The sequence below is a fragment of the Parvularcula lutaonensis genome (genome assembly GCF_014651915.1).
GTDB lineage: Bacteria > Pseudomonadota > Alphaproteobacteria > Caulobacterales > Parvularculaceae > Parvularcula > Parvularcula lutaonensis.
Genome location: NZ_BMXU01000001.1, coordinates 552,013 through 567,121, shown reverse-complemented (window position 1 = coordinate 567,121; position 15,109 = coordinate 552,013). Strand labels below are relative to the sequence as shown.

Annotated in this window: 15 protein-coding genes; 5 read left to right on the top strand and 10 right to left on the bottom strand. The window is 64.1% G+C overall.

What is annotated here, in order from left to right; all coding sequences use genetic code 11:
* Nucleotides 1–2: 2 nt before the first annotated feature.
* The 6 genes from IE053_RS02595 to proC form a co-directional block, all read right to left on the bottom strand.
* On the bottom strand, nt 3–1,250 hold the full coding sequence (locus IE053_RS02595) for a class I SAM-dependent RNA methyltransferase (RefSeq protein ID WP_189571291.1): 1,248 nt from the start codon (nt 1,248–1,250) through the stop codon (nt 3–5).
* Complete coding sequence (locus IE053_RS02590; protein ID WP_189571288.1) at nt 1,228–1,965, bottom strand: TlyA family RNA methyltransferase; 738 nt, start codon at nt 1,963–1,965, stop codon at nt 1,228–1,230. The genes IE053_RS02595 and IE053_RS02590 overlap by 23 nt, the downstream gene beginning before the upstream one ends.
* Before the next feature lie 3 nt (nt 1,966–1,968).
* Nucleotides 1,969–3,912 carry a 1-deoxy-D-xylulose-5-phosphate synthase gene (gene dxs, locus IE053_RS02585; protein WP_189571285.1) on the bottom strand — a complete coding sequence of 648 codons (1,944 nt, stop codon included), beginning with the start codon at nt 3,910–3,912 and terminating at the stop codon, nt 1,969–1,971.
* A gap of 68 nt (nt 3,913–3,980) precedes the next feature.
* A complete protein-coding gene (locus IE053_RS02580; protein ID WP_189571280.1) occupies nt 3,981–4,229 on the bottom strand; it encodes an exodeoxyribonuclease VII small subunit in 249 nt (82 codons plus the stop codon).
* Nucleotides 4,226–4,864, bottom strand: a complete 639-nt coding sequence (locus IE053_RS02575) for a histidine phosphatase family protein (RefSeq protein WP_189571277.1) — start codon at nt 4,862–4,864, stop codon at nt 4,226–4,228. The genes IE053_RS02580 and IE053_RS02575 overlap by 4 nt, the downstream gene beginning before the upstream one ends.
* A gap of 39 nt (nt 4,865–4,903) precedes the next feature.
* Nucleotides 4,904–5,731 carry a pyrroline-5-carboxylate reductase gene (proC, locus tag IE053_RS02570; RefSeq protein ID WP_189571275.1) on the bottom strand — a complete coding sequence of 276 codons (828 nt, stop codon included), beginning with the start codon at nt 5,729–5,731 and terminating at the stop codon, nt 4,904–4,906.
* A gap of 107 nt (nt 5,732–5,838) precedes the next feature.
* On the opposite strand from proC, the gene IE053_RS02565 reads away from it, so the two are divergent.
* Nucleotides 5,839–6,558: a queuosine precursor transporter gene (locus tag IE053_RS02565; RefSeq protein ID WP_189571272.1), complete on the top strand. Its 720-nt coding sequence runs from the start codon at nt 5,839–5,841 to the stop codon at nt 6,556–6,558.
* Here the strand turns inward: IE053_RS02565 and IE053_RS02560 are convergent.
* The 4 genes from IE053_RS02560 to IE053_RS02545 form a co-directional block, all read right to left on the bottom strand.
* Entirely contained in the window at nt 6,555–7,058 is a 504-nt protein-coding gene (locus IE053_RS02560; RefSeq protein WP_189571269.1) for a type III secretion system chaperone family protein, read from the bottom strand. The two genes, IE053_RS02565 and IE053_RS02560, sit on opposite strands and share 4 nt — an antisense overlap.
* Nucleotides 7,059–7,279: 221 nt before the next feature.
* The gene (locus tag IE053_RS02555) at nt 7,280–8,626 is read right to left on the bottom strand and encodes a DUF1501 domain-containing protein (protein ID WP_189571267.1); all 1,347 of its coding nucleotides are present in this window, start codon (nt 8,624–8,626) and stop codon (nt 7,280–7,282) included.
* 7 nt (nt 8,627–8,633) lie between these two features.
* Complete coding sequence (locus IE053_RS02550) at nt 8,634–10,181, bottom strand: DUF1800 domain-containing protein (protein WP_229786121.1); 1,548 nt, start codon at nt 10,179–10,181, stop codon at nt 8,634–8,636.
* Between the two features lie 479 nt (nt 10,182–10,660).
* Nucleotides 10,661–10,903: an accessory factor UbiK family protein gene (locus tag IE053_RS02545; RefSeq protein ID WP_189571261.1), complete on the bottom strand. Its 243-nt coding sequence runs from the start codon at nt 10,901–10,903 to the stop codon at nt 10,661–10,663.
* Nucleotides 10,904–11,258: 355 nt separating this feature from the next.
* Here IE053_RS02545 and lgt point away from each other — a divergent pair, with 355 nt between their 5' ends.
* From lgt to IE053_RS02525, 4 genes are all read left to right on the top strand, one after another.
* Nucleotides 11,259–12,170 carry a prolipoprotein diacylglyceryl transferase gene (gene lgt / locus IE053_RS02540; protein WP_189571258.1) on the top strand — a complete coding sequence of 304 codons (912 nt, stop codon included), beginning with the start codon at nt 11,259–11,261 and terminating at the stop codon, nt 12,168–12,170.
* Nucleotides 12,167–13,288, top strand: a complete 1,122-nt coding sequence (locus IE053_RS02535; protein ID WP_189571255.1) for a class I SAM-dependent methyltransferase — start codon at nt 12,167–12,169, stop codon at nt 13,286–13,288. Before lgt ends, IE053_RS02535 begins: the two co-directional genes overlap by 4 nt.
* Nucleotides 13,285–14,046, top strand: a complete 762-nt coding sequence (gene pgeF, locus IE053_RS02530) for a peptidoglycan editing factor PgeF (RefSeq protein WP_189571252.1) — start codon at nt 13,285–13,287, stop codon at nt 14,044–14,046. Before IE053_RS02535 ends, pgeF begins: the two co-directional genes overlap by 4 nt.
* 63 nt (nt 14,047–14,109) lie before the next feature.
* On the top strand, nt 14,110–15,054 hold the full coding sequence (locus IE053_RS02525) for a ribose-phosphate pyrophosphokinase (RefSeq protein ID WP_189571249.1): 945 nt from the start codon (nt 14,110–14,112) through the stop codon (nt 15,052–15,054).
* Nucleotides 15,055–15,109 lie beyond the last annotated feature (55 nt).

Sequence of the window (15,109 nt, the reverse complement as noted above, 5' to 3'; positions counted from 1 at the left end):
CGCTACCTCCGTTTGAACACCGCCACCGCTTCTACATGGGGCGACCAGCCGAACTGATCCACCAGCGCGAGGCGGGTGAGATCGTAGGCCGCAGCCAGCTTCTCCGCGTCGCGGGCGAGGCTCTGCGGGTTGCAGCTCACAGCAACGATGGTCTCGGCGCCGGAGGCAGCGATCTCTGCGGCCTGGTCCCCTGCCCCGGCCCGCGGCGGATCGAAGACGATCGCGCCGAAGGGCTTCAGCGCACCTGCCATCAGCGGCCGCTTGAAGAGATCGCGCGCCTCGGCCTCGATCGGTCGGTCGGCGGCCTTCGCAGCCGCATCGAGCGAAGCGACCGCCGGTCCCGCTGCATCGACGGCAAAGACCTTGGCCCTGGCACTGAGCGGCAGGGCGAAGGTGCCGAGGCCGCAGAACAGGTCCGCAACCGAAGCGGCGCCTTTGCACGCCGCCAGCACCTCGCCGATCAGCGCTTTCTCGCCTTCGAAGGTGGCCTGCAGGAACACGCCGGATGGCACCGTGACGGAGACCCCGCCGAGTTCGATCCGCGGGGTGCGCCTCTCGGCCATGGGCACGCCGTCGACGGAGAGCCTCGCAAGGTCCCTTTCCTGCGCGAAGTCGACCAGCGCCTCGCGGGCGCGGAGGCTCAGTTCGCTCTCGTCAATACCCTCGATGGCGACGTCCAATCCCGTCGCCGTGCATGTCACCTGCGCGTCGAAAGTCTCGTCCAGGGTTTTCGCCAGTTCCTTCAGCGGCGCGAGGAGGCCGAAGATCTCCAGGTGCAGAACGTCACAGGACTGAAGGTCGATGATTTTCTTTCCGGCCAGCTCCCTGAACCCGGCTGCATTGGGCCTGACGGCCAGCTTGGCGCGCCTGCGGCTTTTCGGGGGCGAGCGATGGACAGCAGCGATTTCGGCGTCGGGGAAGAAGCGCCTGATCGCTGACAGCAGGCGCTCTTCTTTCAGCTCAAGCGCCCGGTCGGCGCCCAGATGCTGCAGCAAGCAGCCGCCGCAACCATCGCCGGGGAGGCCGAAATGCGGGCAGACAGGCTCGTGCCGATCCTCCGCATCTGTCTGGCGGTCGCGCACTCTCGCTGCATGGCCGGACACTGAAGCAACAACCCGCTCCCCTGGCAGCGCAAACGGTACACGGACAGACCCAGCCGTCCCTTCGCCGGAAGCATTGAGGCCATCTACCCTCAGTGTGCAGATCACCGCCTTGGCCGAGGCGCGCTTAGGTGGGCGTCTTCGTCGCATGAAGCAGAAACTCCAACGTGCCCTCGCCCCCGGCAATGGGACTTACGGCAAGAGCATGAACCGGCCAACCGAGATTTCCGAGGAACGGCACGATCTCGCGGCGAATATAGGCCTCCTGCTCCTCCGGGGGCGTTAAGACGCGGCCATTCTTGCCGATGGCCTCGCGACCAAGCTCGAACTGCGGCTTCACGAGAGTGCAGAGTTCAGCCGCGGGCGATGCCAAGCAAAGGGCTGGCGGGAGGGCTTTCCTGATGCTGATGAAGCTCACGTCGCAGACAAAGAGATCAACCGGGTCTGCGACAAGGTCCCGGCTCAATGCCTTTGCGTGGGTGTTCTCAAGGCTGACAACGCGGGGGTCGCGGCGGAGGGTCCCGTGCAACTGGTCCGTGCCGACATCGACAGCGAAGACCTTCGCTGCGCCGCGTCTCAGGAGCACGTCGGTGAACCCCCCGGTGGACGAGCCGAGATCGAGGCAGGTCTTGCCTGCAGGATCAATGGCGAAGGTATCGAGCCCGCCCACCAGCTTGAGGGCGGCGCGGGAGACATAGTCATGGGCTTCGCCTTTGACCTCGAGGCGAGCGCCGGTGGCGACTTTCGCCGCGGGCTTGGTTGAAGCCGCACCATCGACAAGGATATGCCCCGCACGGATCATATCCTGCGCGCGAGCACGGCTGGGCGCGAGGCCCTTTTCAACGAGCGCCTGGTCGAGGCGCATGGCTTAGGCGCGGGCGTCGGCTGCCTGCGGCTCCTGGCCGAAGGCCATGAGGGCCTGCTTCGCGACGTCTTCTGCCATGAGACCTGCTTCTTCGTACATTTCCTTGGGGCTGGCCTGGTCCTGGTAGCGGTCGGGGAGGTGCATGGTGCGGACCTTGAGCTGGCCGAGGTCGAGGAGGCCTTCGCGCGCGAGGAAGTGGAGGACGAAGGACCCGAAGCCGCCGATCGAGCCTTCCTCGATGGTGATGAGGACCTCGTGCTCCTTGGCGAGCCTGCGGATCAGGTCCTCGTCCAGAGGCTTGGCGAAGCGGGCGTCGGCGACGGTGGCCGAGAGGCCGCGGGCACCGAGGATCTCGCTCGCTTTGAGGACCTCGGAAAGCCTGCCGCCGAAATTGAGGAGGCAGACACTGGTCCCCTCCTTCACGATGCGGCCCTTGCCGATCTCGAGAAGTGGCACCTTGCCCGCCTCATACATCTCGACGCCAGCGCCCTCGCCCCGCGGGAAACGGAAGGCAATCGGGTGCTCGTCGAACTCGGCAGCCGTGCGGGTCATCGCCTGGAGCTCGGCTTCGTCGCCGCAGGCCATCAGCACCATGTTCGGCAGGCAGCCGAGATAGGCCGTGTCGAACGCCCCCGCATGGGTCGCGCCGTCATTGCCGACGAGGCCCGCCCTATCCATCGCGAAGCGGACCGGCAGGTTTTGCAGCGCCACGTCATGGGCGACCGAGTCGTAAGCCCGCTGCAGGAAGGTCGAATAGATCGCCGCAAACGGCACCATGCCATCCGCCGCCAGCCCCGCCGCGAAGGTCACGGCGTGCTGCTCGGCGATGCCGACGTCGAAGGTGCGGTCCGGGAATTCCTTCATGAACTTGTCGATGCCGGTGCCCGAGGGCATCGCCGCGGTGATGCCGACGATCCGCTCGTTCTTCCGCGCCTCCTCGATCAGCTGCTGGGCGAAGACGGAGGTGTAGGACGGCGCATTGGAGACAGACTTCTTCTCCTCGCCCGAGACGACGTCGAATTTCGAGACCGCGTGGAGCTTGTCGCCCTTGTCCACGGCCATCTGGTAGCCCTTGCCCTTTTGCGTGACGACATGGACCAGAACCGGGCCATCGGTGATGTCCTTGACGTTTTCGAGCACGGGAAGAAGGTGGTCGAGATTGTGCCCGTCGATCGGGCCGACGTAATAAAAGCCCAGCTCCTCGAACAGCGTCCCGCCGGTCACCATGCCGCGGCCATACTCCTCGGCTTTGGCGGCAAGATCGCGGACCCGCTTGGGCAGGTTCTTGGTCAGCTGCTTGGCGAGGTTGCGGAAGCCCTGATAGCTGCCCGAGCTCGCCGCGCGGGCGAGATAGGCCGACATCGCGCCCACAGGCGGGGCGATCGACATGTCGTTGTCGTTGAGGATGACGGTGAGCTGGGAAGCGCGGTCGCCGGCATTGTTCATCGCCTCATAGGCCATGCCCGCCGACATCGAGCCATCGCCGATCACCGCGATGACCCGGCGGTCTTCCTCGGACTTGTCGCCCGCTTCGGCCTTGAGATCCCGCGCCGCAGCAAAACCCACAGCCGCTGAGATCGAGGTCGCCGCATGGGCCGCGCCGAAGGGGTCGTACTCGCTCTCGGACCGCTTGGTGAACCCCGACAGACCGTCCTTTTGGCGCAAGGTCCTGATCCGGTCCCGCCGCCCCGTCAGCACCTTGTGCGGGTAGCACTGGTGGCCAACGTCGAAGATCAGCCGGTCCTTTGGCGTGTTGAAGACGTAATGGATCGCCGTGGTCAGCTCCACGACCCCCAGTCCCGAACCAAGGTGCCCGCCCGTATGGGACACCGCATCCACGACCTCCGCCCTCAGTTCGTCACAAAGCTGGCGAAGGTCAGACTTCGGCAATTTGCGCAGGTCGGAGGGAACGGTGACGCGGTCAAGAAGGGGGGTGTTCACTGGCATAACCCTTAAGGGCTAAGCGGTTCTGTCCTGCGCCGCAAGCAAGCAATGCTGCGGCACGCCGGCCCAGACTATTCGAAGCTCGCAGGCTCAGCCTTCACGTCGCCGCCCTTGCCTTCGACGATTTTCTCGATTCGCTCACGGGCTGCGGCGAGGGTTTTCTCGCAGTGGGCTTTCAACGCTGCGCCGCGCTCATAGAGCGTAATGGATTCCTCGAGCGCGACCTCGCCGCTTTCGAGCTTCGCGATGATCGCTTCGAGCTGTTTCAGCGCTTCCTCGAAGGAGAGCGCCGCGACATCCGTGTCGGTCTTCTGGGTCATTCGGCAGCCATCGAGGCGCGGCGCGGCCTTGCTGCGCGGCTCCTCACCTTTTCCTTTTTGCGGTAGGCCCTGTGGGACCAGTAGTCGTTGCCGCCCCGGTGCTCGACCAGCTCCCACCCGCGCTTGATCAGCACACGGTGAATCATCCAGTTGAGATAACCGTGCGCGCAAAGAAGAACGTCACCGCCCGAGCTTTCGACCTCCGCAACCAGGCGGTCGGCCACGGCCTTCACCCGCTTGCGGGCCTTGCGGTGGCTCTCGCAACCCTTGGGCGCGTAGCCGAGGAACCAGAAGGTGCGGCTGATGACGCCCCACGTCGTCGGCGTCAGCTTGATCCAGTCTGGGAAAAAGGGCGGCGGCGGCAACGGGGCTTCCACGAAGAGAGAATCCCGCGGAACGATCCGGGCACTATCGACCACGGCGTCGGCCGTCTCGATCGCCCTCGGCATGGTCGAGCAAAGGACGACCTCGGCATTCGAGGCGATGTCGATGAGGCTCTGCGGCGGCTCTTGGTCGGGAGCGAGCCCCGTCAGGTCGTAATTCGCCCACCAGCGCCCGTATTCCCGCGCCGTGATCTTCACGCTGCGGTCAACATTGGGGCGCCCGTGACGCGCAGTGACGATCATGCCGGTCATCGATCGAAGTTCTTAAAGGCGCCCGCGAACGAGGGCCAGCTATTTCGTGCCTTTGGCCAGTTCCTGCGCGCGTTTGTACGCGTTCGCGACAGCCGCAACGAAGCTTTCCACGATTCCTCTTTCGTTCAGGACATCGAGGCCCGCGGCCGTCGTCCCGCCAGGGCTGGTCACGGCCTCCCGAAGAGTGCCGGGATCACGCCCGTCGGCCTCGAGCAGCTTAGCGGTCCCGATAAAGGTCTGCTCGGCGAGGAAGCGCGCATCCTCTGTGCTGGCGCCCTGGTCCTCGGCTGCCGCCATCAGGCCTTCGACAGCACGAAGCAGGAAGGCGGGGGCACAGCCCGTGACCCCCATCAGGCGGTCGAGCTCATCCTCGTCCCTGCACCAGTGCACCGCACCGGCAGCGGCCATCAGGCGCTCGCCCATGGCACGATCCTCGGCGGAGAGCGCAGGGTTCTCTGCAAGAAGAGTCACGCCCGCGCGGACCTTGGCGGGAAGCGTTGGCATGACGCGGAGGACGCGGGGCTCCGGAGCCTTCGGCTTGAGGAGCATGCCGATCTCCTCGACCGTGATGCCCGCAGCGATGGAAACAAACAGCGTGTCGCCGAATTCCGGCCAGTCGAGCGCGGGCACGATGCCGCCAAACATCTGCGGCTTGATCCCGAGAACGCAGAGGTCGTAACCGCGATCGGCTTCGGGATTGATGGCGAGGCCGGCCTTGCCGCACATCTCCTCCAGTTCCGGCGTCGGGCGTGGGTCGATGATGGCAGAAGATGCCGGGTCGATGACGCCGCTGTCTATCCAGGACTTCAGAAGAGCGCCGCCCATGGAGCCGGCGCCGATTTGGATCATGCTGATCGGTTTGGTCATGGCTGGCGCTTTAGCGGAGTCTGCCCAGAACCCAAGGGGGCCGAGCGGACAGGTTCCCTTTCTCGCCTCCGAGGCTAGGACGGGCCTCGGCAGCACCGGACAGGGCCATGGCAGAAGCATTGCGCAATATCAGCGGGGAAGAAGCCTCTGCGAGGCATTTCAAGTATTTCGACCTGCTGCTCGCCGCGACCTGCGTCATTGTCGTCTGCTCGAACATCATCGGCGCCGGGAAGGTCGCGGATATCGGAGGCTTCGCCTTTGGTGCCGGTGTCCTCTTCTTCCCCCTCTCCTATGTGCTCGGCGACGTGCTGACCGAGGTCTATGGCTACAAACGGGCAAGGCGGGCGATCCGAGCGGCAACGGCAGCGGCACTGTTCGCAGCGGTGATGGCGGGGATCATCACCCTGATGCCGCCCGCGCCGGGCTGGAACGCTGATATCGGCGGAATCGACCGACAATCGGCCTTCGAGGCCAATTTCGGACAGGCGCCGCGGATCGTCGCGGCCTCGCTGCTGGCACTCTATTTCGGGGAGATCGCCAATGCGCGGGTCATGGCGGTGATGAAGGTGCGCATGAAAGGCTCGCGGCTCTGGCAGCGAACGATCGGCTCCACGATCGTGGGACAAGGCGTCGACAGCCTGATCTTCTATCCCCTCGCCTTCCTCGGCGTGTGGACCTTGGAGCTCGTTCTCACAGTCATGGTGACGAACTATGCGCTCAAGGTCGCGTGGGAAGCCCTGCTGACGCCGGTGACCTACAAGGTGGTCAATGCCCTCAAGCGGTCAGAAGGCGTCGACGTCTACGATGCTCCGGGAGCGGATATTTAAGCCGAACCCTCGACATCGAGAATCGAGGCAGCGATCGCTTCCTCGGCGCTCTTTCCTGCCCAGACGACGTAGTTGAACGTCGGATAATAGCGCTCGAAGGCTTCCATGGCGCCGCGCAGCAGGACTTCGGCCTGGCCGTGAGAGAGCCCCTCGGCTTCAGACAGCACGGCGCCATTGCGGTAAACCACCTCGCCGTCACGCTGCCAGAGGTCGAAATGGCCGACCCAGAGACGCTCATTAATCAGGGCAAGGAGCTTCAGCACCTCGGCCTTGCGGGCATTCGGGACCTTGATCTCGAGAGGTGCGCCGATCTGCAGGACCTGTGCCTCGCGCCGCCAAGAGAACCACATGGAGACGTCGCGCCAGGAGCCCGAGAGACAGACATGGACTTCGGTGTCATCGACACGCTGGGCGTCAAGATCCCGCGCACGGGCCAGCGACTCGATCATCTCGATGGGGTCGATCGGTTGCTGTTCGTACGAAAAATCCGTGAGCGTCATGGCCGTCTCCGTATGGCGAAGCGCGCCCTGGCGGCAACCCGGGGGCGAGTGATGACCATAGGGGGATGACTCGGGACCAGCGCCAAGCGGAGTCGCGGACGACCGGGGCACATCTGGATAAGGAATGAGTCGGAGACAAAACGATCCCGACCGGCTGGTGGAACGCACCAACCGATCGGGAAAAAGGGGCTACCCTGCCCCGTGGCTCGGCGGACCTGCAGTTAGAAGATCTGTGTCGCGTTCATGTCGAAGCGGCCCCGGTTGGGGAAAACATTGTCGAGCCCGGCATTGTCGACACCAAACCAGCTACCGAGCGCCGAGCCGAACTGCTCGATGGAGGTCTCGGGGATCAGCGCCCCGCGCCGCCAGTCCTGGCCGTGGCCGGTGCTGTATGGCGGGACATTGCCGACGAAGCGGCCACCATTGACCGCACCACCGACGACGAAAGACATGCCGCCCCAGCCGTGATCGGTGCCGTTCGAGTTGCCGACCAGCGTCCGGCCAAAGTCCGATACCGTGAAGGTGGTGACATCGTTCTCCATACCGATCGCTTCCATGCCGCGGTGGAAGGAGAGCAACGCTTCGGAGAGCTCTGCCTGGAGCGGCGGCAGGCGATCCGCCTGGTTTGCGTGGGTATCGAAGCCGTACATCTGCACACAGAAGACCTGGCGGCTGACCCCGGTTTGCTGGTGGTGCGCGATGACGTCAGCCACCATGGCGAGGTCATTGGAGAGGTCGTTGCCCGGCCGTGCGACAGCACCACCTGCGGTCTGGATCGCCAGCGCGTCCTGCAGGGAGATCGAGCCATCAAGCGCCCGGTTCTGCGCGTTGAGAACCTCCTGCATCAGGATGTTCGAATACGAACGGTTCTGGCCACGATAGTGACGCTCGAATTGGCTCGGAAGCCACGGGCTACCGTAGATCCGGCTCTCGCCCATGCCGAGCGGCAGGGTCAGCGAGCCGCGCGACAGGGTGATCCCAGGAGACAGGTCGCTCGGAGCCATCGGTGCAGGGCGGCCGACGGTGATGCGCGCGAGCGGATCAAGGTCGCCGAACTGGTCGATGAAACGGCCCGCCCAGCCGGTCGCCTGCCCGTCGGGGGCCATGGTCTGCCAGATCGCAAGCTGGTCATTGTGGCTTTCCAGGCGCGGAGGCAGTTGCGCCGTACCCGCAGCAACCTGAGCTGCCGTGGTCGGCTGGACGAGCGGCCCGACATTCGAGACGATCGCCATCGACCCTTCGTTGTAGAGCGTGGCCATGTCGGCCATCTCCGGCACGAAGCCGAGGTTCGGGCTGCCTGCCGTCGTCAGGGCATGGAGCGAGGACATGTCCCGCTGGCCGGGGTCATAGCCCTTGAGCATGGATTGGCGGTAGCCGCTCCACCGATTGTAGTCGTTCGTCGTGTTCGGGACGAGGCAGTCGAAGCTGTCCATACCACCGTCCAGCAGTATACAGACGAGCGCCTTGTAGCCGGGGGTTTGTGCCTGAGCCGCCGCAGGCAGGCTCATCGAAGTGACGGCGATGCCGCCGGCGAGGCTTGTTCTGAGAAAATCGCGTCTGGTCGTCATAATGAGCCTACCTTTGGACGATGTATTCAGGGGTCGTCATGAACATCGATGCAGCGATGCTGAGACGTTGGCTGAGACCGTTGTCGGACACCTGTGACGGCGACCGGCTGCTTTCGATCTCACTGAGCATGTCGATCATGTGCTGCCTGACTTCGGGCGCGAGGGTGCCATAGGTCATCAGCGTATCGAGCTCATCGACGAGCTGGTCCGGCGTGCGTGCGAGCTGCGCCAGGTAGTCGTTGTCCTTGATGAGGACAGAGTTGCCACCGGTAAAGTTGCCGACGAACTTTCCTTGCGTCCAATCGGTGATGTTGAGGATGTTGTCCGCCGTGAAGATCTGCATCTCCGGGGCGACCATGCCGCGGCGCGCAATCTCCGTACCCGCCGGAACATAGGTCGAGCGGTAGAAGTTGAATACGGACGGTCCGAACATGAAGGGCATGTTGTTCTTCGAGTTGTCGAAGCCCAGAGCGCCGATGTCCGGCAGGATGCCCGTGGTCGAAATCTGGCGCGGCACAGTGAACAGACGAAGGAATTGGGCCTGACGCAGGAGCGTCGAGCGGACCTTCCCGTAGTCGTCACGCTGGTAGAAGGTCGGGCTGCGCGCTTCCTGGTCGAGAAGGACTGCGGCGAGCGTCGCCTTCATGTCACAGCGCCGTCCCGTGCCCGCGGTCGAGCCATCGCTGAACTGGTATTGCCCAGCGTTGAAGGCTTGCGCCACGCGCTGGACGTAGGCCGGCGACGGGTTCGAGGTGACGAACTTCTGGATCATCTGCTTGGCGACGAACGGAGCAACGTTCGGGTGCGCGAGAATGTGGTCCAGGGCCTCGTTCACATCGGCGATCGTGTCGGTGCCGTTGTTCAACGTGGTGCCGAGGAAGGTCTTCGTGCCTGGCTCGTGCTGATAGTCGAAGCCGATCATCGGCTTGTTCGACTCAGGGTCGCGCGCGCCGCGGGCAAAGAGGACACCCTCGGAGTTGAGGCCCGTGAAGACCTTCGCCAGTTCGCTGATGTCGGAACTGTCATACGTCTCGACGCCCTTGCTGGTTCCGTCGAGGTTCAGCTCCTCCGTGCCGATGGTAAAGAGCTGGAGGATCTCGCGGGCATAGTTCTCGTCCGGAACGAAGCCCTTCACAGGGTCCGTCTTACGGTTGCCGTGATAGGTCAGGTACATGCCCATCACCGGGCTGTAAGTAACCTTGCGAACGAGGTCGCAGTAATTGCCCAGCGCCTCGTCACGGAGATAGGTCAGGAAAACCGTACCCGCCTGCGAAAGCGGCACGAGCTCGGGGTCTTGGTAGGAGACCACGAAAATCTGCGACAGCGCGAGAACCGAGCGCCAACGGAGCTGGTCATCTCCGTAAAGCGCGTGCTCCCAAAACTGCACCATGTGGCCGAGACGCTTGTTCACGCCGCCGGCTGCCAGGTGGTCCTGGTAACGAGCCAGCAGGTCCTGACCGAGAGGCTTGCCGAACTGGTCCTGAATCCAACCTTCATAGCCGAGGGTCTGGACATCCACGATCGTCTGGGGCGTCGGGCCGAAGCTCGCCTGCACCAAGAAACGAGCGGCGTCGTCCGGGTTGTTCTTCGGATTCGGAGGAGGAGCCGGAGGAGTGGTCGGCTGGGGCGCCGGGGTCGGGCTCGGAGCCGGCGCAGGGGCCGGGTCGGGGCTGGGAGCCGGCGCGGGGGCCGGGTCGGGGCTGGGAGGCGGCGCGGGGGCCGGGTCGGGGCTGGGAGCCGGCGCGGGGGCCGGGTCAGGGCTGGGAGCCGGCGCAGGGGCCGGGTCGGGGCTGGGAGCCGGCGCAGGGGCCGGATCGGGGCTGGGAGCCGGCGCAGGGGCCGGTGCCGGATTGGGAGCGGGAGCACCGCCCACGGGGGCACCGCCATCGGCTCCCCCAGATTTACAAGCTGCCAGAAGCAGTACCAACGCAATCGTCGAAGCTGTCCTACTGAACACTTTTCACCGCCTTCGGGCCAAAAGGCCCGTCCGCGATGATCACCGCTCATTGCTGGGACGCGTGGATGGCCGCCTGGCTAGCAGCTCTTCTTCAGCTCCGAGACCTCTGCTTTCAGGGCCTCAACCTCCTCACGCAGGCGTTCTGCCATCTCCTGGACGGTCTCGAACTCCTCACGCGTGACCAGGTCCTGGTCCGCCAGAAAGCGCTGCAGCTGGCTCGCCAAGGCAGTTTCTGCCTCACGGCGCACACCGTCGGCCGTTCCCGCGGCCTCCGCGATAAGTTTCGCGACACCGTCGAAGACTGGCGATTTCGTCTGCATGTGAATGGCCTCGATGCTATCAACTGACGACGAGCAAAAGCTCCCAAATCCCACTGCCGTCAAGCATCAACCACGTCTGTTCTTCCCTGCAATCCCCTTTGATCACCGCACCATACCAATGAACGAAACGACGCCTTCCCTGATGTCGCACCCGTCCGCGAAGTTTGCGCCCCACCCACCAAGGCGAGTCGCTGCCCGCTGTTCCCAACACAACGAACAGAGGTTGTGATACAACCCATCGGTGAATGAACGGTTTTCAATACCGCCCACGGCCCTAACAGGATCAAGCACGGACTGTGGAAAACCCGCAAGCCCGACGCTGTTCAGCGTCACCCAATCGGACTAAGGGCGAAGCATGAATTTCCCAGAGATCGACCCGGTTTTCTTCCACCTCGGCCCGCTGCCGATCCGTTGGTATGCTCTTGCATATTTGGCAGGCATTTCATTGGGTTGGATTTACCTTGGCAAGCTGCTCAAGGATCACAAACTATGGAACGCCAGGGGCTCGATCAGGAACCCTGAACGCCCGCCGCTCGATAAACAGGCGTTAGACGATTTTGTCAGTTGGATCATCCTTGGCGTCATTCTCGGGGGTCGTTTCGGTTTCGTCATGTTCTACCGGCCAGAGCTGATCTGGCAGGATTTTAATGACTGGCCGCAGCTTCTGGGGACGATTCCGGTCTGGCCTCCCCTCGCCGTCTGGACTGGCGGCATGAGCTTTCACGGTGGCCTGATCGGCGTCGCCCTTGTCACCTGGATCTTTTCCAAGAAGCGGGGAACGGACCCGCTGCGCATCGGCGACCTTCTCGCCTGCGCGGCACCCATCGGCCTGTTCTTCGGGAGGCTGGCGAACTTCATCAATGGCGAGCTCTTCGGCCGTCCGACCGATAGCTGGATCGGCATGCGGTTCCCGGATTACTTCAGCGAGGCGCAGGACCGCTGGATCTACGCAGCCGATGCGGTGCCGCGGCATCCGAGCCAGCTGTATGAAGCCGCGCTCGAAGGTGTCCTTCTCTTCATTGTCCTCCGCATTGCCGTGACCCGGTTCCGGATCCTGCGCTTCCGCGGCGCAGCCACGGGGCTGTTCCTTGCAGGCTACGGAGCATCGCGGTTCTTCGTGGAGTTCTTCCGTGAGCCCGACAGCTATGCGGCGACCCTTGGCTTCCTGACCCGGGGCATGCTTCTGTCGCTACCGATGGTGCTCGTCGGCCTCTTCCTCCTCTACCGCGGGCACCCCCGGTTCAGAGGGACCCGGAACGCAGCATGAGCAAGACGCAAATTGAGGACGACACGCCGACACCGCTCGAAACACGGCTCGTCAAGCTGATCCGCGATCACGGTCCGATCCGCGTCGGCGATTTCATGACCGACGCCCTGATCCACCCCCAGCACGGGTACTACGCCACCCAGACCGCTCTCGGCGCGCAGGGCGATTTCACGACCAGCCCTGAGATCAGCCAGGTCTTCGGTGAGCTGATCGGGAGCTGGCTCGTGCATTCATGGGAAGCAATGGGCGCGCCCTCTGCATTCAACCTCGTCGAACTGGGCCCCGGACGCGGCACGCTGATGTCGGACATCCTCCGTGTGGCGAAGGTCCGTCCCCGCTTCCTCCAGGCCGTCCATGTCTACATGATCGAGGCTTCGGGGCGCATGCGTTATGCGCAGAAACATCTGCTGGCGGAGACCGGGGTGACGATCACTTGGGCGGACAAGCTCGAGGACGTGCCCCTCGGCCCGACCCTGCTTGTCGCCAACGAATTCTTCGACTGCCTGCCCATCAGGCAGTTCGTCCGCACCGCCAGCGATGGCGACACCCCCTGGCGCGAGCGTCTCGTCGGCCTGACCGATGACGATCGGTTGGCCTTCGTGCTTTCCGAAAAGGAATATGGCGGGCAACAGGGCATGCCGCCCGGCGCGAAGCCAGAGGATATCTTCGAAACCTGTTCGGTTGGCGGTGAGATCATCGCCGAGATCGGCCACCGCCTGCGCGATGCCAAGGGCCGTGCCCTCATCATCGACTACGGCCACGGTCGCGCAGGCTATGGCGACACGCTGCAGGCGATGAAAGGACACCAGTTCTGGCCCGTGCTGCAGAAACCGGGCCTCGCAGACGTGACCGCCCATGTGGATTTCTCCGCCCTCGCCCGCCGCGCGCGCGCCGAAGAGCTGCGCACGGACGGCCCTGTGCGCCAGGGCGACTTCCTCGAACGACTGGGCCTGAAGCTCCGCCTTGAAGCGGTGGCAAAAGGCATCGCTGATGAGAAGAAACGCGAGGAGTTCGTCTCTGGCGGGCTTCGCCTCATCGACCGGGATGGCATGGGAAGCCTGTTCAAGGTGCTGGCGCTATCCCCCAAGGGGAGCCCGGTCCCTCCAGGTTTCGAATGAGCCCGCCGAGGCTCGTCAGTGCGCTGATCTCGTCGCCGCACGGCTTTTTCAGCCGGGAAGGCGGTGTGTCCAAGGGCGTCTTCGCCGGCCTCAATGGCAGCTTTCATTCGGGCGATGCCCCGGAACCGGTGGTGGAGAACCGCAGGCGCATCGCGAGAGCGCTTGGCGCGGACCACGTGCTGACCGCCAAGCAGACGCACTCCGCCCGCGCGCTGTTCATCGATGTGCCTTTCGACCACGACAGGCGGCCCGAAGCCGATGCCCTCGTCACCCTCACGCCGGGTCTGGCGGTTGCTGTCCTGACCGCGGACTGCGTGCCAATCCTGATCGAAGGCGGCGGGATGGTCGCGGCGGTTCACGCAGGATGGCGCGGGAGCCTCCTCGGTATTATTCAGAGCACGGTCGACCTTATGGCATCGAAAGGCGCTGAGCCTTCAGAGCTTCGCGCCGTGATCGGCCCGTCATTGCGACGGGCCAGCTTCGAGGTCCGGGACGACCTGATCGCCCAAGTGACGGCCGGGTTTCCAGAAGCCACGCGGCACTTCGAAGCGCTCGGCACTGGCCGGAGCCTCTATGACCATACGGGGTTCGTCCGCGACAGGCTGCAGGATGCCGGCATCACGGCGGACAGGATCGACGATGTCGGCGGAGATACGCTGGCAGAGTCCGAGCGCTATTTCAGCTATCGCGCCGCGCAGCGAAGAGGCGAGAAGCAATTCGGCCACAACGTCTCGGCCATCATGGTCACGCTTGCGTGACCCGAGCTTCTTGACTCCTGACATGGGGCCGTCACAAACCCCGCGCGTCCAGGAGCCAGCGCCATGAAAATCCTCACCGGGAACTCGAACCTCACCCTCGCAGAAGCCATCTCGAAACGCCTCGATACCCCTGTCGCCAATGCGCAGGTGAAACGCTTCAATGACAGCGAGGTGCATGTCGAGATCCAGGAGAACGTCCGGGGCGAAGATGTCTTCGTCATCCAGTCGACGTCCAATCCGGCCAATGACCACCTCATGGAACTGCTCATCATGATCGATGCGCTGGCCCGCGCTTCGGCCAGCCGGATCACCGCGGTCATCCCCTATTTCGGCTATGCGCGACAGGACCGGAAGGCCGGGCCCCGCACCCCCATCTCGGCCAAGCTGGTGGCCAACCTCATCACCACGGCCGGCGCTGACCGTGTGCTGACGATGGACCTCCACGCAGGGCAGATCCAGGGCTTCTTCGATATTCCGACCGACAATCTCTATGCCACGCCGGTTTTCGAAGAACATATCAAGCGCACACGGAGGGATGACCTCTCGAACACCTGTATCGTGTCGCCAGATGTCGGCGGCGTGGTTCGCGCCCGTGCGCTGTCAAAGCGCCTTGGAGACCTGCCCCTAGCGATCGTCGACAAGCGGCGTGAGAAGGCTGGCGTGTCGGAAGTGATGAACATCATCGGCGACGTCAGCGGCATGGACTGCATCCTGTTCGACGACATTGTTGATTCGGGTGGCACGCTGGTGAACGCCGCTGAAGCTCTCAAGGGCAAGGGCGCCACGAAGGTCGAAGCCTATATCAGCCACGGCGTCCTGTCCGGCAAAGCCGTCGAGCGCGTCGAGACCTCCGAGCACCTCTCGAAGCTGGTGATCACCGACTCGATCGCGGATGACGGGCGACGCGCAGGCGCGAAGAAGATCGACGTGGTCTCCGTCGACCGCCTCCTTGGCGAAGCGATCCGCCGGATCGCGAACGAGGAGTCGGTGTCGAGCCTTTTCGACTGATCGGCCAAATCCCCTCCCACGGCAAAGGCGTGGCCCGGGAATCGTGGGTTGAGCA